This window comes from Pseudomonas sp. PvP001 (genome assembly GCF_040546375.1).
Lineage (GTDB): Bacteria > Pseudomonadota > Gammaproteobacteria > Pseudomonadales > Pseudomonadaceae > Aquipseudomonas > Aquipseudomonas coleopterorum.
Window position 1 is genome coordinate 3,655,523 of sequence record NZ_JBEPNQ010000001.1, and the last position, 19,112, is coordinate 3,674,634.

The window sequence follows — 19,112 nt, forward strand, 5'->3', positions numbered from 1 at the left end:
GCGTGCCTGGCTCCGTCAGGGTTCCCCAGGCCTTCGATATCATGAGCTACTCCTCCGTTCATCAACTGGTTTCCACTGTAGAGGGGAGGCTGCGCATGGGGGTTACACCCTTCGCAGCAATCAAAGCATGTTTTCCAGGTGGTTCAATGACGGGCGCGCCAAAGCTCCGTACCATGGAGATTATCGACCAGCTTGAGACGTCCGCGAGAGGTATCTACTCTGGAGCTCTGGGTTGGATAGGACTGGACGGTTATACGGATCTAAGCATTGTCATTCGGACCGCGGTGATTAAGGATGGAATTGCTTGCTTTGGGATTGGTGGTGCTATCGTCGCAGACTCTGTTCCTTGCGACGAAATGGAGGAAACGTTAGTCAAGGCGAGTGTGCCTTTCTATAGCATCACAGGGCAGGAGTAAAAACTTGAATAATGTTTTGATATTGGGCGGCGCGGGAAGGGTGGGGCAATTCATGGCTAAGATTTTAGAGCCTCACACCCGCGCTATAACTATAGTCGATCTTGTAGCGCCACCGCCGCAGTATCGCCACTACCTGCTGAGCGCGCTGGACGTGGTTGAACATAGATCGGATATATTGCAGGAAAACACCACAATTGTTTTTGCATTGGCTGAGGACTTGGCGATCGCAACACTCGAAAGTCTTTCCCGAAAACATTCTCCAGTCGAAGTCATCATAAATACTTGCTCAATTCAAGAGGCATTTCATGCGAAGACCGCGGTGTTATTTCCAAGCGTAGTTTCAGTAGGAGTAAATTTTATGTTCTCCCCAGATCTTGACTGCCGTGGTCGGAGTGTAGCGGTGTGCGAGTACCGTCAGAGCAAGGCAGGAGAGTTGCTTGAGACAATACTTTCGCACAATGAAATGGAGGTTGCCAAGGTGGCGCCTGCTGAGCATGACGCACTAATGGCTGTATGCCAAAGCCTGCCTCATGCTGCGATTCTAGCCTTTGCTTTAGCACTGCAGGGATCAGGATTTGACATAGAAACATTGAACGCTCTGTCCCCTCCGCCTATGAAAGCTATGTTGAGTATGGTTGCTAGGGTTCTCCGCAATTCGCCTGAGACGTATTGGGATATCCAAAAAAATAACCCTGGTGCTCAGCAGCAGCGTGATCGGATGATTTCAAGCCTAGCGCTGCTCACTAATTTAAGTCTAGAAAATAGCAGTGACCATTTTTCCGATGAGTTGTGTGAAGTGCGAAAGTATCTGGGTAAGCATCTCCAGATCTACACTGACGCTAGCGCGCAGTTTTTCGATGTTCTTAGTCGTAATCGGATCACCAGTTGACTTATCAGTAAATATGGCTCTATAAATGCCATAATGTCTTGCTGCTAGCATAAAGGGCAACTTAAGTTAGTAGGCCTTTAATATGATACTTGATAGTGGCTCAGATACTATCAAATAGGTCGCGAAAGTGTCAGTTGCGCTAATGTTCCAGCCGTCCACGGTATTACTTCGTCACCGAAATGCTGCTGTTGACCTAGACGACCGGTGGGGCCGAGGATGGATATTACACACTGATGGAAAAGCACTTCTATCTGGGCTGTATAAAGGGAAAGCCTGTGGCTACAGGAATGCTTGACCTTGCAAAAGGCGGAATAGGCGCGATCTTTGTGCATCTTAGCTTTAGACAAAGAGGCACTGGTGGGAAAATCCTGTATCACCTCGAATGTCTGGCACGGGATTTGGGCTTGGAAGAAGTCAAGCTTGATGCTACTTTGAATGCGGCTGACTTTTACCGACGCTACGGCTTTGTTATTCAGAAGCCTGCGATTTACCGTTCTCCTTCGGGGCTTCAGCTGGCGTGTGTTCCTATGGTAAAGCGACTGTGACTGGTTTGCTTAATGTTCAGGAATTGGGGCATCGAATGATGTGATCGTAGTTTTCTGAAGAATCACTTCTTAGTTTTCGGGGTAAATTTCAGTTATTTGTCAACCGTGGTGCAGGCCATTCCCAACCACACGTTGCCATCCCCTGGAACTTTCCCACCCTAACTCCCTTCAATACCCATGAACCTGTCGCCCGTCCGTTCCATCCGACACCCCGACAGGTTTTTTTTCGAACAATTCTGAAACCGGTTTCAGAGCCCAGTGTCCACAAATCCATCTCATCCCGCAGGAGCCCGGAAAGGATGACCAAAAACCCATTGAAGCGAGCCTCGATCACCGCCTTGGCGGCCGCGATGTTGGCTTTGACAGCGACTGCAGCCCAGGCCGAAACCATTGATCGCAGCCTGGTTCCCATTGGTTCCATCCAGGAGGTGGCGGCGTTCAGTGGCCCAGGGCCGTCGGGCATCGTGGTTACTCCGGAAGGGCGCACCTTTGTCGGCTTTCCGCGTCATGCCGATGATCACACCGGCATGACGCTGGGCGAGTTGGTCAACGGCAAGCTGGTTCCCTATCCCTCCGCCGATGTGAGCCTGCCGTCTGGGCTGTCCGACGCCAAGCGTCTCGTTTCCCTGCATGGCATGACCCTGGATAAGCGTGGGCGCCTCTGGTTGATCGACGATGGCAAGCGCGCCGGCAAGCAGGGTATTCCGGCGGGGGCGGCGAAGGTGGTGGGTATCGACTTGAGCAGCAACAGCATCGTGACGTCCATCGAGCTCAAGGATGCCCTGCGTCAGGACAGCCACATGAATGACCTGCGCATCGATCTGACCCACGGCAGCCAAGGCACCGCTTATGTCGCCGACTCATCCTTCGGCGACGACCCTGCTTTGGTGGTGGTGGATCTGGCCACGGGGAAGCAGCGTCGTGTGCTTGCCGGTCATCCTTCCATCGTGGCGCAGAAGGATTTCGTCACCCAACTCGACGGTGTGCCCATGCGCTACGACGGCAAGAACACCGCATTCCCTCACGGTGGCGTCGATGGTCTCGCGCTCACGCCCGATAGTTCGCGTCTGTTCTACTCGCCGCTCACCAGTCGACACCTGTGGAGTCTGCCGACCGCGGCACTTTCCGACTTCGGCCTCGATGATCGACAACTGGCTGCCCAGATCAAGGATGAAGGCGAGAAGGTGATGGTCGACGGGATGGACATGGACGCTCAGGGCCGTCTGTACATGACCGATGCCGAGCATCACCAAGTACTGCGTCGCTGGCCGGATGGCCGCCTCGACGTGGTCGTGCGCGACCCGCGGCTGGTGTGGCCGGACGGCGTATTCGTGACCGCCGATTCGGTGTACGTGACGTTGGGGCAGTGGAGCCGGATGGGCAGGGGGTTCGATACCCGGCAGCCGCCTTATCTGTTGGTCAAGGCGCCTATCGAGGCCACCTCGCAGTTCGACGCCGCGCAATGACCGGAGCGGGGGCGCAGATCGTGGCCCCGCCGATAAGAAACACTGTCTGAAAGTCTGAAGATCCTCTTCGCCTACCGAGCCATTGATTCAGCCCACCGCCGTTTGCCCAACCCGAGCCTCACCAGTCACCAGGAAAAAGCGCGGCACACTTATTGCTCTGCTAACAATAAATTCACAGATAGCTAGCAAAGTCAGGGCCTCGAATCATGATCGCTACCTCTTCTCATGCTGTGATCTGCACGCCTCACGCCCAAGCCAGTGCCGCAGGGATGCAGATCCTCGATGCGGGTGGCACGGCCATTGATGCCATGCTGGCAGCCAGTGCCATGCTGGCCGTGGTGTTCCCGCACATGACCGGCCTGGGCGGAGATGCCCTCTGGATGATCCACGACACCCAGGTCCGCACCATCGTGGGGATCGGGCAGGCCGGGCAGCGGTTGCCCGACGGCGGGGTCATCGGTTTGAGAGGTCCATCCTCGGTCGCTACCACGGCGGGTGCGCTGGCGAGTTGGCAGACGGCGGCGACTATCAGCAGGCAGGAGTGGGGCTCCCATTTGGGTTGGGCCGACCTGTTGCAGGACGCCGCAAGCGTGGCGGAGGCGGGCACGCCTGTTTCACAGTCCCAGCTGTTTTGGCAGACACTGCGGCAGCCACTCATCGAGCAGTTGCCGGACCTGCACGGTGTCTGCAAGACCGATGGGCGCTGGTTGCGCGCAGGCGATACGCTGCGTCAGCCGGCGCTTGCCAACACCCTGCGGCATCTGGCCAAGTACGGTGTCGAGGACTTCTATCAGGGCGAGTTGGCTCACGCGTTCGGGGCGGCGTTTGATCGGCTCGGTTGTGGCTTGACCCAGGCCGACCTGGCGGCCACGCGTGCACCGCTGGTGGCCCCTGTTTCGGTGCCTTACCGGCAGGGCCGACTCTACAACGTCGCACCGCCGTGCCAGGGTCTTTATACCTTGCAGGCCATGGCCGCGCTGCAGCATAAGCCACTCGCCCAGGTCGGCAATGGCAGCGCGCTTTATTACCACTACCTGGTCGAAGCCATCAAGCAAGGTCTGCTGCGCCGCAACGCGCAGTTGTGCGATCCGCTGAGCACCGCTTGGGATTTCGCTGCCAGTCTCGATGAACGGCACGCTCAGGAGTATGCCGATGCCATCGATGACCAGCGAGCAGCGCCGTGGAACGAGCCGGGACGCCCTGCCGATACGGTCTGGATGGCTGCGACCGATGCCCAGGGCCGGACGGCCTGCCTTATCCAGAGCCTGTTTCACGACTTCGGCTCGGGCTGTATTCTGGGCGACACCGGGGTGCTGTGGCAGAACCGTGCTGCGGGTTTCAACGTCAGCCCCGAACACGTCAATGGCTGGGCCCCCGGCAAGCGTCCCGCCCATACGCTCAACCCATCCTGTTACCTGGCCGACGATGGCCGCCGCTGGTTCTTCGGCACTCAGGGAGGCGATGGTCAACCGCAGACGCAGATGGTCCTGGCGACGCAGCTCATCGACTATCAGCAGCCTATCGATCAGGCCTTGGGCTTCCCCCGCTTTTTGCTGGGCCGCAGTTTTTTCGACAGCACCGACAACCTCAAACTCGAAGGCGACATGAGCGCCGCGGGCATCGAAGGCCTGGCGGCGCTGGGTCATGGGGTGGAAATCATACCGGCGCAGAGCCCGATGACGGGCCACGCCGGTATCATCGCCATCGATGCCCAAGGGCGGCGCAGTGCCATGCATGATCCGCGAGGCGAGGGTACGGCACTTGGTCAGGCAGAATGAAGGTTGAACGGGTATTTGCCGGATACTAGCCATCTCGTGTATAGGCATGAGGCTTTCTAGACAACAGAGGAAACGATGGGGTTGAGTACCGTCACTGCCAAACAGCTTGAGGTGCAGCGTATCGTCGATGCGCTGTTCAAGGCTATTGCCCACCATCGCCTGCCGCCCGGCACTCGGTTGGTCGAAGCCCACATCGTCGAAACCTTGCAGGCCAACCGCAATCACGTGCAAGTCGCCCTGCAGCGGTTGGCGATGCAGAAAGTAGTGACCATCGAAGCCAATCGGGGCGCCATGGTGGCCCAGCCTACAGCCAAGGAGGCGCGGGACATCTTCAGTGCCCGTCGCGCCATCGAACGGGCGATTGTCGAGGCCATTACCCCGGCCGTGATGCGCAAGCACCGCCAGCGCATTGCCAGCCATATGAACAACGAGCGCAAAGCCACCAGCGATACCGATCGACGCGCCATCGTTCGCGAGCTGAGCGAATTCCATCTCATGCTCGGCGAGATCAGTGGAAACGTCGTGCTCAGCGATATCCTGGGCAATCTGATGGTGCGCAGCTCATTGATCGTGGCGCTGTACCAGCGCAACGATGTGCCCTCATGCGCGTCGGACGAACATCAGCAGATCATCACCGCGCTGGAACAGGGCGATAACGCGGGGGCCGTACGGGTCATGCTGGAACACCTGGACGAACTTGAAGGGCAGTTGGCCCTGGAAGAGCGAGCCCTGGAGGAGTTCAACCTCAAGCAGGCGCTGAGTGGCTGACGAGCAGGCTTGCCCGTTCAATCATGGCCTCAGCAACGTCCCGACCGGTCGACTGAATGTTTGCCTGCCACCCTTGAAGCCCATCACCGGGGCGCTTATCTCGGCGATCACCGCTGCTGGCGAAGGCGCGTCGAAGACGATGAAGTCGGCGCGGCAGCCCGGTAGCAGGCCGTAATCCTTCAGCCTGAGCAGGCGTGCCGATTCGCTAGATACCCAGGCCAGGCACTGCAGCAACTGCGGCACTGTGCCCATCTGGCTGACGTTGGCGAAGAGGTTGGCCTGACGCACCAGCGAAGCATCGCCATAGGGCGTAAACGGGTTGCCGACATTGTTGGTGGACACCGAACACGTCACGCCGCAGGCGTGCAGATGCGCCAGCGGTGCCAGCCCCCGAGGTTTGTTGTGGAACACGTCGCGCCCCATCAGGAACAGGTCGGTGCTGGGCAGGCAGGTCACTTGAACGCCCGCTTCGGCCAGCTCCAGTGCGAGCACCGTCAGTGATCCCTGGGGCAGGGCGGACAGCTTGGTCACATGGCCGATGGTCACACGTCCGCCCCAACCATGCAGCCGAGTGCAGCGCGCGACTTCCATGACGGTCAGGCCTTCGGGGTTCAAATCGAAATCCAGATGAAGGTCCAAGTCGCAGTCGTAGCGTGTGGCCAGTTCGAACAGCCGCTGGATCTGCCCCAACGGGTCGCTGTCCATATACGGGCACCCACCCAGGACCGTTGCACCGCTTTCCAGCGCCTGGCACAACAGTGCCTCGGTCCCTGGGTTGTTGAGCATTCCTTCCTGCGGAAACACACACAGTTCCAGGGTGATCGCCCATGCATAGTCGGCCTGCAAACGGCGAATGGCATGGAAGCCGGTCAAGCCGATCTGCGGATCAAGCTCCACATGGGTGCGCATGTGCGTGGTGCCCTGCACGATGGCCTTATCCAGCACCTGCGAGCCGCGCCGATACACATCGTCTTCGGTAAACCCGGCTTTGGCCGCTCGGGTTTGGGCCACCGCTTCCGCCAGCGTGCCTTCCTGAAGATGGCATCGCTGCATGATGCAGGCTTTGTCCAGGTGAATGTGGGTTTCGATCAGGCCGGGCATCACGAGCTGCCCACGCAAATCGAGGGTTTTCCCATGGGCCTGCGTCTGCGCTCAAGGCTTCGACGAAATAGCCGTTCTCCACCTGCAGTTCGGTCAGGTGGCTATCGGCGCCGAGCCGCACATTGATGATCTTCATCGCCTTCATGCACTGACACCTTCGCCCAGGTAGGCCGCAGCCAGGTCTTTGTCTTCGCGCAATTGAGCGGCGCTGCCGGTTTTCACGATGGTCCCGGTTTCCAGCACATACGCACGATCAGCCACTTGCAGCGCCAGGTTGGCCATCTGGTCCACCAGCAGAATGGTCACGCCCTCGTCACGCAGGGCAGCCAGCGCGTCGTAAAGCTCGCCGATCATGGCGGGCGACAGGCCTAGGGAGGGTTCGTCGAGCAACAGGATTTTCGGCTTCGCCATCAGACCGCGACCCACCGCGACCATTTGCTGTTCACCTCCGGACAACAGGCCGGCCGGGTTGTCGATGCGATCGCGCAGGCGAGGGAAGCGCCTGAGGATGGCCTCGATTTCAGCGTCGGTATCGAAGGCTTCGCGGCGTGAGTAACCGCCCAGTAGCAAATTGTCGCGCACGCTCAGGTAAGGAAAGACCTGACGGCCTTCGGGCACCAGTGCCAGGCCCTGTGCGGCAATCAGGCTAGCGCTGGTCTGTTCGATATTTTCGTTGTCGAGCAGGATGCTGCCGCTGCTGGCGCGATGCAGGCCGGCCAGGCATTGCAGAATGCTCGATTTGCCAGCGCCGTTCGCGCCGAGAATGGCCACCAGCTCGCCAGGATTGACCAGCAGATTGACCTTGTTGACCACGGCGGACGCGCCGTAGTCAATGACCAGATCCTTGACGTACAGACGCGCATCGCGGCTACCAGCCCAGGGTTGGGCACGCGCGGTGGCCTGATAGTCGGTGCCGCCCAGATAGGCCGCGATCACTTGCGGATTCTGGCGGATTTCAGACGGCGGCCCCGAGGCGATCGGCTTGCCAGCGTCAAGCACCAGTAAATGCTCGGACACCGACATGACCAGCGTCATGTCGTGCTCGACCAGAATGACCGTGAGGCCGAAGTCAGCCAGCTTGCGCAGCAGTGTCGCCAGGTCGTCGGTGTCGCGACGACTGAGGCCCGCGGCAGGTTCATCCAGCAGCAATACGGCCGGTGCGGTCGCCAGCGCCCGGGCTATTTCCACCAGGCGACGGTCTACGTGAGGCAAATCTTCGGCGGGAATATTCACCTCGCCGCGGTAGCCCACCAATGCCAGCAGATCCAGCGCCAGGCTGCGTTGTGTTTCCGGGGCGCGGCTGAACGGCAGACCCAGGCGTCCCTTCTGCATCGCCACCAACAGATTATCGAGTACGGACATTTCGCCGAACAGCAAGGTGGTCTGGTAAGTACGGGCGATGCCGGCCCTGGCGGTTTTCCAGGCGGGTAGGCCGGCCAGCGGCTGCTGCAATTCGATCTGGCCGCTGTCCGGTGCGTAGAATCCACTGATCATATTCAGAACGGTGGTTTTGCCCGCGCCGTTGGGGCCGATGATGCTGGTGATACTGCCAGCGGGTGCCTGCAGGCTGACGTGTTGCGCGGCCTGCACACCGCCGAAGCGAATGCCGATATCGGAAACCCGCAACCCCGAGGACGGGCCACGGCTGCGTAGATGCGCGGCCATGCGCGCTTGATCGATGGACGTCGGCGGCAGCAAGCGCACCGGTTTGATCAGGCGTCGGGCAAGGGCGCCCAGCAGTCCGTTGGGCGCGATCCACAATACGATGAGCAGGAGCAGGGAGAAGATCAACAGCCGGTATTCGGCGAAATCCGAGAGCAGTTCCGGTACCAGCACGATCAACACTGCGCCGATCAGCGGCCCGAACAGCATGCCACTGCCGCCCACGATCACGGCCAGAACGAACAGGATGGATTGGGAGAAGGGAAAGGATTCAGGGTTGATGAACATCAGCAATGGCGCGAGCAAACCGCCTGCCAGCCCGGTCAGCGCTGCGGACAATGCGAACGCCAGGGTCTTGCTGATCACCGGATTGAAGCCCAGCGAGCGTGCCGCGATTTCCGAGGTTTTCACCGCACGCATGGCCTTGCCCCAGCCGCTCTGGCTCAGGCGTCGATAGAACAGCAGCGCGCCGATCATCAGCGCGGCGGCCAGCAGGGCGAGCAGGATCGCTGGATCCAGGTCGGCGAACTCCGGTAGCGGGATACCCATCAAGCCGTTGGAACCCCCGGTCACGTCCCGCCATTCGATCAATCCGTGATGCACCACGAACGCAAAGGCGATGGTGATCATCGCCAGGTAAGGGCCGCTGACCCGAAGCGCGGGGATCGCCAGCAGCGCGCCAATCAGACCCGCCACCGCACCGGCCATTGGCAGGGCCAGCCACAGCGTCCATCCGGCCATGGTCAAGAGTGCCGATACATAGGCGCCTATCGCGTAGAACGCGATATGCCCGAAGGAAATCTGTCCGCTCAGGCCAATCAGGATATTGAGGCCGACGCCGACCACCGCCGCCAGGGCGCAGAGGGTGAAAACCAGTAACGAGTAGCTGTCGAGCGTGAACGCCATGACGCCGCAGACCACAGCGAGCAAGGCGATGAACGCTGGAGCGACCAGGGTTTTGAGGTTGTTCATACTTTCACCAATACCCGGCTGCCGAACAGGCCGTTAGGACGAATCGCCAGCGCCAGAATGACCAGCGCAAACGTGAATATCTGGGTGAATGCAGAGCCGAAGTACAGGGTGATCAACGCCTCGGCCAGGCCGAACAGCAATCCGGCGGCGAACACACCGCCCGCGCTGCCGATGCCACCGAGAATCGCCACCGCAAAGGCTTTCAGGCCGAACAACATGCCCATTTCCGCGTTGACGCTGAACAGCGGCGCAATCAACAGGCCTGCCACCGCCGCGAAGACGGTCGACAGCGCAAAGGCGATGGCGACCACACGATTGACGTTGATGCCCATCAGCATCGCAGCGCGCGGATTCTGCACGCAGGCTTCCAATACCTTGCCCAGCCGGGTGTAACGCCGTACCAGATACAGCGCCAGGGCGACAGCCGCGCCTGCCAGTGGAATCAACAGCTGCAGGGCGCTGATATGGCTGCCGAACAGCTCGACATTCAGGTTCACCAAGCGGCTCTCGAACTGCCGAGGTTCCTTGCCGAAGGTAAACAGCGCCAGGTTGTCCACCAGAATCCCGCCCGCCACCGTTGCCATCAACCAGGCCTGCGAACCACGGCTGTGAAAGGGCCGCACCAGGTAGCGCTCGATCACCAAGCCATACACCGCACAGAGGATCAATGTCAGTGGCACGCCCAGCCACAGTGGCCAGCCCCAGTTGATGCAAAACAGGTAGCCGAGCACCGCACCGACCATCATGGCGCTGCCCTGGGCAAAGTTGACGGTGCGCGATACGACGTAGGTGAGGTGAAAACCCAATGCCAGCAAGGCGTACATGCTGCCCAGGCCGAGCCCGGTGATAACGGCGGCGGTGAACATCGCTTACTCCTGAGGCTTGAGCGGCACGATCTGGTCGTTGACGAAGTGGGTGAAGATATAGTCGTCAGGGCCCAGGGCATCATGCTTGGATGGGCTGAACGGCTGCTTGTAGTGCTTGATCAAGCCGTCATAGTCCGTGACTGCGTAGAATCCGTCGCGCACGGCAGGGCCCTGCGTGGTGCCGGCCTTTTCGATGGCTTGGGCGGCGAGATGCAGCGCGTCGTACGCGTTGGCGATGCCGACTGCCGGGGTGACGTCGGCCACGGTCTTGATCTGCGGGTAGGCCGTCTTCAATGCGGCCAACAATGCATCGCCCTTGGCACCGTTGTGTTCCGTGAACACGTAGGTCTGAATGAAATGGACCTTGGACGCGTTCGGCCCCGCCAGTTCGCCGAAACGACCACCCGCCGGCCCCCAGTGAGAAACCACAGGCACGTCCCAGCCCATGCGGTCCAGGGATTTGACCACCTGTGCCGAAGGACCCACGTTGCCCACCATCAGCAGAGTGTCCGCGCCGGCGTTTTTCAGGCGGGTCAGTTGCGGAACCACATCCAGGTCGCTGTCCTGAATGCGCTCGACACCGGCATTGGCCAGGCTGCGTTTTTCCAGGGCGCGTTTGAAACCTGCCTCGTTGGATTCGCCCCAGGGATTATTGATGAGGATCATGCCCGGCTTTTTCATGCCGTTGTCGACCCCGTATTGCACCAGGGCCTCGTCCACCAGCTCATCGACGGCGGAGACCCGGAACACGTAGTTGTCTGCCGAACCGTTTTCGGTGATTTTCGTACCCGCGGCCCAGATGCCCATGAACGGTACTTTCAGTTGATTGGCCAGCGGCACGATAGCCAGGGAAACTGGCGTGTCCAGTCCGCCGAACAGCACGGTGACCTTCTCGCGCTGGACCAGCTCGCGCGCGGCGAGCATCCCCTTGGACGGGTTGCTTTCATCATCTCGACGCACCAGCTCCAACTGACGGCCAAGCACGCCGCCGCTGGCATTGACCTCATTGATGGCCATGGTCAGGCCGCGGGTCAGGGCTTCCCCGGACTTGGCCGATTGGCCCGAAAGGGCGGCTACCAAACCGACTTTGATCGGCGGTTCGACCGCTTGCGCGCCATGGATCATTGCCAGGTTGAGCGTGGCTGCCGCAGCCACGGGGAACAGCAGACGTTGCAGGTTTGGAAGCCAGGTGGCCATGGTTTACTCTCCTGATTGCTAGCATTTGCATATTTATTGCTAGCAAGTAGGATGCCAGTCGTTAGATCCACAAAAATGGCTGATATGTCAGTAAATACCGCGGTCTGCGCGCCAAAATAAAGCGGTTCGCACCAAGCGGATGCACCCGCCATCAGCGGACGTCCCATGATTCAGGAGTTGTGACGATGATCGACATGAACAAAGACGTACAGATTGTTAGCAGTTTCCTCGAAGCCTCGATGGCCCCGGATCCGGTCCGCGCCGCGACGTTCATGAGTGAGGATGTGCAGATCACCTTTACCGGCGGACGGATGATGCCCGATCCCCAGGCAATCACTGCGTTCAACGGTTCACGTTACGCGTGGGTCAAGAAGGCCCTGGGTGATTTCGACTGGATGGACCGTGGTGATCACACCGTGGTGTATTCAAACGGAACGCTTTATGGCGAATGGGCTGATGGCCGCAGTTTCTCGGGCAATCGTTATCTGGATCGATTCGAGGTGCGTAATGGCAAGATAGTCCGCATGGACGTCTGGAATGACAGCGCCGAATGGCTGCTGACGCCAGAAATTGCCAAGGCCTGAAAAACGACCTGGCAAACCTCCGGCCCGTGTTTCAGCCACCCGTACCTATGGGCAAAGTGAGCCGTTGCGTTCCGGCTCGCTAACCCGCTCTATTGCCAAAAAAACCGCGCAGCAGAAACCCTGTAAGAAAAATCTGAAAATCCCCCCTTCGCCTATCATCCCATTCCATCCGCTGCCAACCTCCCGCTCCCCCCACCCAACACCTGAGCCGGAGAGCTGCATGGACGTCGCCTTGTGCACCATCAACAACACCGTTTACGACATTGCCGGATTCGAGGCGCTGAGCCCCAAGTGCATTGCCGTCATGCGGCGCAATCTGCTGTGTCCGCGTTGCATGGGCCCGGGGTTCTATCGCAAGGCGGCGCGCAGTGGTCAGGCCTCCTGCTTCGGTGCCCGGCCCCATGCCGAGTTCTGCGACATGGGCGGCCCGCAGAGCGCGTCGTACCGAGGTGACACCCTGGATCAGGACGATGTGGTCAACCGGGGCGAACGCATCGAGGTGGACTTTGCCTTTGGCGCACCGCTGCATCATCACGCGGTGGAGGAGGGCGCAGAGGCCACCTATGGCGCAGGCCGCCAGAGTGGCGGGCATGCCACACAAAGAACCCAGACCCGTCATCGGCGCTTGAGCACGTTGCTGAAGAACCTGATCCTGAGTGAAGACTTTCGTCGCTCGGAGCAGTTGATCTCGGTGGAAAGCGGGCTGTTCAAGGTCCGCGATTTCTTCGTGCCGTTCGCCCATGCCGAGTTTGATGAGCTGGAGCGCATGCGCGGTTATTGGGGATTGATCTCCGATGCGGCGCAGTCGGGCGATCAGCCGCCGAGCCTGTGGCTCAACACCGGCGGGCGGCAGGACTTGAGCGTGGTGGTCGACAGTTCGCTGTCCGACGATTTCATCCAGCGCTTTCCCATTCACGAACTCGAGGACCTGGCCGGTGCCTACGTGCTGGTGTTCGGATGCGTACGTGTGTCGAAGAATGCCAAGAAGTACATCGCGGTCCATGATATCTCGCGTATAACGCTCAACAAGACGCCTTGATGTCGCGCCGGATCTACACGACCGGCGCAGTTGGTTCGATTGTGAAGGAGTGATGCATGTTGTTGGAGTACGGTGCGATCACCGTGATGTTTCCCATTGCGCTGGTGATTGCCGGTTGGCTTTGGCTGAGTGGCACTCGCGCGGCGTGTGCGGTGTGGTTGCTGACGGTGCTGGGCGCCTACGCCCTGGTCGGCGCCAGCAAGATTCTGTTCAAGGGGTGGGGCATCGGCTTGCCGTCGTTGAACGTTGCCGTATTCAGTGGCCATGCGATGAATGCCTGTTTGATGGTGCCGGTGCTGGCGAGTGTGCTGGCGCGGCAGATCCACCCGCGGCTGCGATGGCCAGCGGCGCTGGCGGGTCTTGGCTTTGGGGTCTGGTTCGCGGCGACGCTGGTGGGCAATGTGATCCACCCGATGGCGGAGGCCATCATGGGCGCGATCATCGGTGCGAGCGCTGCGCTGGGGTTTCTTCTGGTATTGGAGCGCTGGAACCCGCGACGTCTCGGGCCGACTGCGCTGGTGCCCGGGTTGATGCTGATCGTGCTGGCGGCCAGCGCACCGAAATTCACTGCCGAGCATTGGCTCGATCAGGTGGCCACGTCGCTTTCAGGGGCGACCAAGCCGTTTCGCCATGCCGACCTGAAGCGCGAATCCTCGGCGCTGTGAGGACTGTGGAAGCGGCGCGCCTGCGCCGCCTCCCATGCTCGCACTAGCCCAGCTGCTGGACGATCTTGTCCTTGATCAGCAGGCGTTTTTCCTTGAGCTTCTTGACCTCGTCGTCCGGCGCGGCGCGGTCTTCGGCCTTGACCACGTCGGCGTCGCTGACGTGGTATTCGGTCAGCAGCTGGCTGAGGCGATCATCGCTCTTGGCGCGGGTTTCGACCTCTTCCTTGCTCAGTTTCAGGTCAGCGAACAGGTTGTGTTTTACCGGCATCTCGACACCTCTGGTCAGTGTGGACAGAATGGCGGGCCATCGAAAACGACCCCATGCGTAGCTTCGACCCACAGTCGGGGGCAGATCGTTCAATGCATGTGCCCGCAACGGGGGCTCTCAGGATTGGCGACCGCAGGCACGGATGGATGTCCCCGTGGGGGCAGGGCCGATATATACTGCGCGCCATTATTCGTGGGAGAGGCTTGTGGCCATCGATATTCACTGGATTCGCGACGATGCCAGCCTGGCTGAGCATTGCGCCCACTGGCAGCGCCTGCCGTACGTCGCCCTCGACACCGAATTCATGCGGGTCGACACCTTCTACCCGATCGCCGGACTGCTGCAGATCGGCGACGGCGCCAGCGCTTTTCTGATCGACCCCTTGTCGATCACCCAATGGCAACCGCTGACTCAACTGCTGGAAAACCCTGCGGTGATCAAGGTGCTGCACGCCTGCAGCGAAGACCTGGAAGTTTTGTTGCGCCTGACCGGCAGCCTGCCGGCGCCGCTGTTCGACACCCAATTGGCGGCGGCTTACCTCAACCTGGGTTTCTCCATGGGTTACTCGCGCCTGGTTCAGGAAGTGCTGGGCATCGAGCTGCCCAAGGGCGAGACCCGTTCGGATTGGCTGCAGCGGCCGTTGTCCGATACCCAGGTCAGCTATGCCGCCGAAGATGCCGTGCACCTGGCCGAAGTGTTCGAGAAGCTGCGTCCGCAGTTGTCCGAGGACAAGTACGCCTGGGTCCTTGAAGATGGCGCGGAACTGGTTGCCCAACTGCGCCGCGAAGTGAACCCCGACGAGCTGTACCGTGACGCCAAGCTGGCGTGGAAGCTGTCGCGCGCGCAATTGGCAGTGCTGCGCGAGTTGTGCGCCTGGCGCGAGCGGGAGGCCCGTGCGCGCAATCTGCCACGCAACCGCATCGTGCGTGAGCAATCGCTGTGGCCGCTGGCCAAACTGCAACCGGACAACCTGCAGACCCTGGCCAAGATCGAAGACATGCACCCGCGTACCGTCCGCCAGGATGGCGAGCAGATTCTGGAGTTGATCAAGACCGGTGCCAGCGTTCCGCCCGAACAGTGGCCGGCGGCGCTGCCCGAGCCTTTGCCCATCGAAAGCTCGGCCGTGCTCAAGCAGCTGCGCGCCATCGGCCAACGCGAAGCGGAGCGCCTGAACATGGCACCCGAGCTGATGCTGCGCAAGAAAACCCTCGAGGCCTTGCTCAAGACCGGCTACCCCGATGGCCCTTATCAATTGCCCGATTCGCTGCGTGGATGGCGACGCGAGCGCATGGGGCAGGCCCTGCTCGACAGCCTGGCCAACGCTGGAGACCCGTCATGAAACGCATCTGCTCGATCTATCGCAGCCCGCGCAAGAACGAAATGTACCTCTATGTGCTCAAGAGCGACGCGCTGGAGCGCGTGCCCGAAGGCCTGCTGGGGGTGTTCGGCAAGCCGGTGCACGCCTTCGACCTGGTATTGAGCCCCGAGCGCGCCCTGGCGCGTGAAGACATCAATCTGGTGCTGGAACACCTGGATACCCAGGGTTATCACCTGCAGATGCCGCCCGCCGAAGACGAGTACATCGAGCATCTTCCCGAAGAGCTGCTGCGCCGCAACGACCCCATCTGATCATCCCTATCTGCTGCCGCCCTGCTGAAACAGGGTCGGCCAGCTGTCTTGACCAAGGTTTCGCAATGACCCGCGTTCTGATCGCCGAACACGATTACGCCGTTTACGCCAGGTTGCTCGGCGCAGCTGCTCCTCATTTGAATGTACAGACCAGCGGCGATCCGGCCGAACTGGCGCGGTTGGCGGCAGACTGCCCGGTGTGGCTCGGCCAGCCGGACCTGTTCGTCAACCTGTTGCGCACCGGCGCGACCCCGCAATGGGCGCAGTCGACCTGGGCGGGGATTACGCCGCTATTGAAGGAAGGCTTGCCGCGCGGCTATCGCCTGACCCGTGCGGTGGGTATTTTCGGTCAGGTCATGGCCGAGTACATGCTGACGTACATGCTCGGCCATGAACGCGAGGTGCTGGCGCGACTGGTCAGCCAGGTCGAGCGCAAGTGGGATCCGCGTCCCGGCTCGAGCCTGGCCGGGCGTAGCGTGCTGATCGTCGGTGTCGGCGAGATTGGCCAGGCGGTGGCGAGTTTGCTGCAACCCTTCGGTGTCACCCTTAACGGGGTGGCGAGCAGTGCAAGAACGCTGGCGCCTTTCGCCGAAGTGGCACCGCTCGCCGAGCTCGGGCGCCTGGTGGCGCAGGCCGACTATGTCATCAACCTGCTGCCCGACACCCCGCAGACCCACGATTTGTTCGATGCGGCGATGTTCATGCGTTTCAAGCCCGAAGCGCTGTTCATCAATGCCGGACGCGGCGTGGCAGTGGTGGACGCGGATCTGGTGGAAGCGCTCAAGGAAGGGCACCTGGCCGGTGCGGTCATCGACGTCTGTCGGCAGGAGCCGTTGCCGGTCAAGCATCCCTTCTGGACCGCGTGGGGCTTGCTGCTCACCGGCCACAGCGCAGCACCGACCTCGCCGTCGGCCATGGTCGAGCTGTTCGTCGAGAACCTGCAGGCGTGGCAGGACGGCAAGCCGCTGCGCGGCGAAGTGGATTTCGCTCGCGGCTATTGAGTTGCGGGGATGGAGGTAAGCAGGGTCGGCGGCGGATGGCGCGCCGACCCTTCGGATCACAGCGTGAAGTCGCCTTCAGCCACCAGTTGGCTCAGAGGCAGACGCGGGCTCGGCAGCTCGCGGCCTTGCAGGTATTCGGCCAGGGTGGCCTTGTCGCCCAGCTTGCCGATGGCCACGGCGGCGTGCAGCGCGTATTCGGCGGGAACTTTCAGCTCTTCACGGGTCTTGTCCTGGTCGAAGCCGGCCATCCCGTGCGTGTGCCAGCCGCTGATGCTGGCTTGCAGCGCCAGGTGGGCCCAGGCCGAACCGGTGTCGAAGGTGTGCCACAGCGCGGGCGATTCCTCGGTCGCGCCGGGTGCGGTGAAGGTGGTCTTCGAGGCGATGATCACGATTGCCGACGAATGCTGCGCCCAGGAGCGGTTGAATTCATTGAGCAGACCCAGGTAACGCTCCCAGTTCGGCGTGCCACGGCGCGCGTAGAGAAAGCGCCAAGGTTGCGAGTTGTAGGCCGAAGCGGCCCAGCGAGCGGCTTCGAAGAAGCTGAGCAGGGTGTCCTGTTCGATCTCGACCGGCTCGAACGCACGGGGCGACCAGCGATTGATGAATTGCTCGTGGATGGCGTAGTCGGCGATGCGGGGATTGGCGCTCATGGCATTCCTGAATAAGAGAGTGATGGATGACAGGGGCAAAACCTACTGCGAATCGATCGCGCCTGACAAGTGAAGCTTGACCGGCAGTCGCCAGGGCTTGGCCCGCGCGCCGCAGCGCACTAGACTGGCGGCCCTTTCAGGTACCGCCTATGCCTGAACCGTCAATTTCGTACAGGACACTCGGTAACATGGCCGCCATCGTCGAACCCTTCTGGATGCGCAAGACGCTCGACCAACTCGATCCGGTCGAGTGGGAGTCGCTGTGCGACGGGTGCGGCCTGTGCTGTCTGCAGAAGCTCGAGGACGAAGATGACGAGAGCGTCTACTACACGCGCGTGGCGTGCAAGATGCTGGACCTCAAGACCTGCCAGTGCAGCGATTACCCAAGGCGCAAGCTCGAAGTGCCTGACTGCATCCAGCTGACGCCGGGCCAGGCCGACCAGTTCAAGTGGCTGCCGCCCACCTGCGGATACCGCCTGGTCAGCCAGGGGCAGGATTTGCCGCTGTGGCATCATCTGGTCTGCGGTGATCGCGAACAGGTGCACAAACAGCGTATTTCACAGTCTGGAAAGATGGTCAGCGAAAAGGATGTCGATGAAGACGACTGGGAAGACTATCTGATCTTTCGGGCGGGCTGATCGAGCGCGGAAGTCGGTCAGTGAGAACGCTGCCCATCCCTGCAGCGTTGCAGGGATGGGCAGCCTACCGACAGCTTAGACTTTAGGGGTCACAGCCGGATCTTCACCGGTCACGGTCGCCGTGTCGGTGGCCGAATCGGCATTCTTCTTCAGATTCAGCAGGTCTTCGCCAGCGCGCTCGATCTTGCTGCGGATCTCTTCCAGATCGCTACGACCTTTTTCGGCCAGCGACTTGGCTGCGCAGTGACCGCTCCAACCGCGTGCCAGGGCAGCGCCGCCGATGGCCACCTGGATCAGGCCGAAGATCCCGCCGCGGCGCAGACCCTTGCCGATCGTGACGACGCCTACCAGCAGCGAGCCGGCGCGTTCCCAACCCTTGACGTTATGGTAGTCGGGCTGAGTAACGGATTTGATGACGTCCACGGTTTTGCTGTCGCTCATGGTGAATCTCCTGATAGGGCAGTGATAACAAGCTGACTGCCAAATCGTCACGCTGTTCCATCGGCTTATTTGAATTTGGGCCCGGAGCGCGTGTTGTTGCCCTTGGCCAGTCGATCGTAGAGCACGACGTTGACCGTGGCCGCCAGGTTCATGCAGCCGGTGGTAGGAATATAGATGGTGTCTTCGCACCAGTCGCGCACGCTTTGGTCGAGGCTGCCGTCTTCGGGGCCGAAAATGTAGATGGCACGGTCTGGGTGGGTGTACTCGGGCAGCGGGCGTGCGCCGTCGACCAGTTCCACGGCCACGGGCGTGCAGCCCAGGGGGATGATCTTCTGCAGGTCGTCGATGCCGATGAGCGGGATGTCGTAGTGAACCCGCTTGGTGTCGGTGACGAAATCCCGCGCACGCTCGTAGCGCTTGCCGGTGTAGAACACCGAATTGACCCCATAGCAACCGGCGGCGCGCATCACCGAGCCGACGTTTTCCGGGGATTTGGGGTTGAATAACCCGATGCAGCTGTACCGTTTGTTGGCCACG

Annotated in this window: 20 protein-coding genes and 1 pseudogene; 13 read left to right on the plus strand and 8 right to left on the minus strand. The window is 60.8% G+C overall.

The window, feature by feature from the left end; all coding sequences use genetic code 11:
• Window positions 1-41 precede the first annotated feature (41 nt).
• The 6 genes and pseudogenes from ABMD26_RS16735 (at window position 42) to ABMD26_RS16760 (ending at window position 5,862) form a co-directional block, all read left to right on the plus strand.
• Complete coding sequence (locus ABMD26_RS16735; protein ID WP_354310791.1) at window positions 42-416, plus strand: chorismate-binding protein; 375 nt, start codon at window positions 42-44, stop codon at window positions 414-416.
• A gap of 4 nt (window positions 417-420) precedes the next feature.
• Window positions 421-1,305, plus strand: coding sequence for a prephenate dehydrogenase dimerization domain-containing protein (locus ABMD26_RS16740; RefSeq protein WP_286916760.1), 885 nt, complete (start codon window positions 421-423; stop codon window positions 1,303-1,305).
• A 197-nt stretch (window positions 1,306-1,502) separates the two neighbouring features.
• Window positions 1,503-1,850 (plus strand): annotated as a pseudogene (locus ABMD26_RS16745) (GNAT family N-acetyltransferase); the annotation flags it as partial.
• 350 nt (window positions 1,851-2,200) lie between these two features.
• Window positions 2,201-3,316, plus strand: a complete 1,116-nt coding sequence (locus ABMD26_RS16750) for an SMP-30/gluconolactonase/LRE family protein (protein WP_354310794.1) — start codon at window positions 2,201-2,203, stop codon at window positions 3,314-3,316.
• Window positions 3,317-3,522: 206 nt separating this feature from the next.
• The gene (locus ABMD26_RS16755) at window positions 3,523-5,094 is read left to right on the plus strand and encodes a gamma-glutamyltransferase family protein (protein ID WP_354310796.1); all 1,572 of its coding nucleotides are present in this window, start codon (window positions 3,523-3,525) and stop codon (window positions 5,092-5,094) included.
• Window positions 5,095-5,169: 75 nt separating this feature from the next.
• A complete protein-coding gene (locus ABMD26_RS16760) occupies window positions 5,170-5,862 on the plus strand; it encodes a GntR family transcriptional regulator (RefSeq protein WP_134723440.1) in 693 nt (230 codons plus the stop codon).
• Between the two features lie 21 nt (window positions 5,863-5,883).
• On the opposite strand, the gene ABMD26_RS16765 is transcribed toward ABMD26_RS16760, so the two are convergent.
• From ABMD26_RS16765 to ABMD26_RS16780, 4 genes are all read right to left on the minus strand, one after another.
• On the minus strand, window positions 5,884-6,963 hold the full coding sequence (locus tag ABMD26_RS16765) for an amidohydrolase family protein (RefSeq protein WP_354310798.1): 1,080 nt from the start codon (window positions 6,961-6,963) through the stop codon (window positions 5,884-5,886).
• A gap of 141 nt (window positions 6,964-7,104) precedes the next feature.
• On the minus strand, window positions 7,105-9,597 hold the full coding sequence (locus ABMD26_RS16770; protein WP_354310800.1) for a branched-chain amino acid ABC transporter ATP-binding protein/permease: 2,493 nt from the start codon (window positions 9,595-9,597) through the stop codon (window positions 7,105-7,107).
• Complete coding sequence (locus tag ABMD26_RS16775) at window positions 9,594-10,463, minus strand: branched-chain amino acid ABC transporter permease (RefSeq protein WP_122743757.1); 870 nt, start codon at window positions 10,461-10,463, stop codon at window positions 9,594-9,596. The genes ABMD26_RS16770 and ABMD26_RS16775 overlap by 4 nt, the downstream gene beginning before the upstream one ends.
• A 3-nt stretch (window positions 10,464-10,466) precedes the next feature.
• On the minus strand, window positions 10,467-11,660 hold the full coding sequence (locus ABMD26_RS16780; protein WP_354310803.1) for an ABC transporter substrate-binding protein: 1,194 nt from the start codon (window positions 11,658-11,660) through the stop codon (window positions 10,467-10,469).
• A gap of 185 nt (window positions 11,661-11,845) precedes the next feature.
• Here ABMD26_RS16780 and ABMD26_RS16785 point away from each other — a divergent pair, with 185 nt between their 5' ends.
• From ABMD26_RS16785 to ABMD26_RS16795, 3 genes are all read left to right on the plus strand, one after another.
• Complete coding sequence (locus ABMD26_RS16785) at window positions 11,846-12,244, plus strand: nuclear transport factor 2 family protein (RefSeq protein WP_354310805.1); 399 nt, start codon at window positions 11,846-11,848, stop codon at window positions 12,242-12,244.
• Window positions 12,245-12,464: 220 nt separating this feature from the next.
• The gene (locus tag ABMD26_RS16790; RefSeq protein ID WP_354310807.1) at window positions 12,465-13,283 is read left to right on the plus strand and encodes a hypothetical protein; all 819 of its coding nucleotides are present in this window, start codon (window positions 12,465-12,467) and stop codon (window positions 13,281-13,283) included.
• Window positions 13,284-13,339: 56 nt separating this feature from the next.
• Window positions 13,340-13,948 (plus strand): hypothetical protein, encoded by a 609-nt coding sequence (locus ABMD26_RS16795; protein WP_354310809.1) that lies wholly within the window; start codon window positions 13,340-13,342, stop codon window positions 13,946-13,948.
• Window positions 13,949-13,991: 43 nt separating this feature from the next.
• On the opposite strand, the gene ABMD26_RS16800 is transcribed toward ABMD26_RS16795, so the two are convergent.
• On the minus strand, window positions 13,992-14,216 hold the full coding sequence (locus ABMD26_RS16800) for a DUF465 domain-containing protein (protein WP_049862317.1): 225 nt from the start codon (window positions 14,214-14,216) through the stop codon (window positions 13,992-13,994).
• A gap of 205 nt (window positions 14,217-14,421) precedes the next feature.
• Here ABMD26_RS16800 and rnd point away from each other — a divergent pair, with 205 nt between their 5' ends.
• The 3 genes from rnd (at window position 14,422) to ABMD26_RS16815 (ending at window position 16,846) form a co-directional block, all read left to right on the plus strand.
• The gene (gene rnd, locus ABMD26_RS16805; protein WP_049862316.1) at window positions 14,422-15,555 is read left to right on the plus strand and encodes a ribonuclease D; all 1,134 of its coding nucleotides are present in this window, start codon (window positions 14,422-14,424) and stop codon (window positions 15,553-15,555) included.
• Window positions 15,552-15,845: a YcgL domain-containing protein gene (locus ABMD26_RS16810; protein WP_049862315.1), complete on the plus strand. Its 294-nt coding sequence runs from the start codon at window positions 15,552-15,554 to the stop codon at window positions 15,843-15,845. Before rnd ends, ABMD26_RS16810 begins: the two co-directional genes overlap by 4 nt.
• 65 nt (window positions 15,846-15,910) lie before the next feature.
• Window positions 15,911-16,846 (plus strand): D-2-hydroxyacid dehydrogenase, encoded by a 936-nt coding sequence (locus ABMD26_RS16815; protein WP_354310813.1) that lies wholly within the window; start codon window positions 15,911-15,913, stop codon window positions 16,844-16,846.
• A gap of 56 nt (window positions 16,847-16,902) precedes the next feature.
• Here the strand turns inward: ABMD26_RS16815 and ABMD26_RS16820 are convergent, their stop codons facing one another.
• Window positions 16,903-17,496, minus strand: coding sequence for a nitroreductase family protein (locus tag ABMD26_RS16820; protein ID WP_043185056.1), 594 nt, complete (start codon window positions 17,494-17,496; stop codon window positions 16,903-16,905).
• A 188-nt stretch (window positions 17,497-17,684) separates the two neighbouring features.
• Between ABMD26_RS16820 and ABMD26_RS16825 the strand changes: the two genes are divergently transcribed.
• Window positions 17,685-18,134 (plus strand): YcgN family cysteine cluster protein, encoded by a 450-nt coding sequence (locus ABMD26_RS16825; protein WP_049862312.1) that lies wholly within the window; start codon window positions 17,685-17,687, stop codon window positions 18,132-18,134.
• Between the two features lie 75 nt (window positions 18,135-18,209).
• Here ABMD26_RS16825 and ABMD26_RS16830 read toward each other — a convergent pair whose 3' ends face one another.
• Both ABMD26_RS16830 and ABMD26_RS16835 read right to left on the minus strand, forming a co-directional pair.
• Window positions 18,210-18,575, minus strand: a complete 366-nt coding sequence (locus ABMD26_RS16830) for a YgaP family membrane protein (RefSeq protein WP_049862311.1) — start codon at window positions 18,573-18,575, stop codon at window positions 18,210-18,212.
• Window positions 18,576-18,640: 65 nt separating this feature from the next.
• Window positions 18,641-19,111: an RNA methyltransferase gene (locus ABMD26_RS16835; protein WP_049862310.1), complete on the minus strand. Its 471-nt coding sequence runs from the start codon at window positions 19,109-19,111 to the stop codon at window positions 18,641-18,643.
• Window position 19,112: the final 1 nt, after the last annotated feature.